Source organism: Bradyrhizobium sp. Ses1 (assembly GCF_059512365.1).
The window spans coordinates 1-408 of the sequence record NZ_JCAMOQ010000228.1; the positions used below are offsets into that span (position 1 = coordinate 1).

General features: G+C 61.5%; 1 pseudogene. It reads left to right on the top strand.

What is annotated here, in order from left to right:
• Positions 1-89: 89 nt before the first annotated feature.
• Positions 90-408: pseudogene (locus tag AC5ZG5_RS46480) on the top strand (transposase); the annotation flags it as partial.

Consider the following 408-nt stretch of genomic DNA (forward strand, 5'->3'; position numbering starts at 1 on the left):
TAGAGCCGGCCTCAAGAATCTGAACAAGGCGATAAGTGGAGTTTCTGCCTGACAGCGGGCACGCTGTGTCCCGCGAATCAGGAGAGACAATGAGCAGACGAACTCGTCGGAACCACTCACCGGCCTTCAAGGCAAAGGTGGCGCTCGCCGCCGTCAAGGGCGATCGGACCCTGGCTCAACTGGCGGAGCAGTTCGACGTCGATCCCAATCAGATCACGTCGTGGAAAGCGCAACTCGAAGGTGGCGCTGCCGACGTGTTCGGCCCTGGTGGCGGCCACGGGGCAGCGCCACCCGCCGTCGACGTGAAGTCGCTGCATGCCAAGATCGGCAATTTTTTAGAAGGAGCGCTCAGCAAGGCCGGCCTGCTGAGCGCAAAGCGATGATCGACCGTGCACACGAACTGCCGAT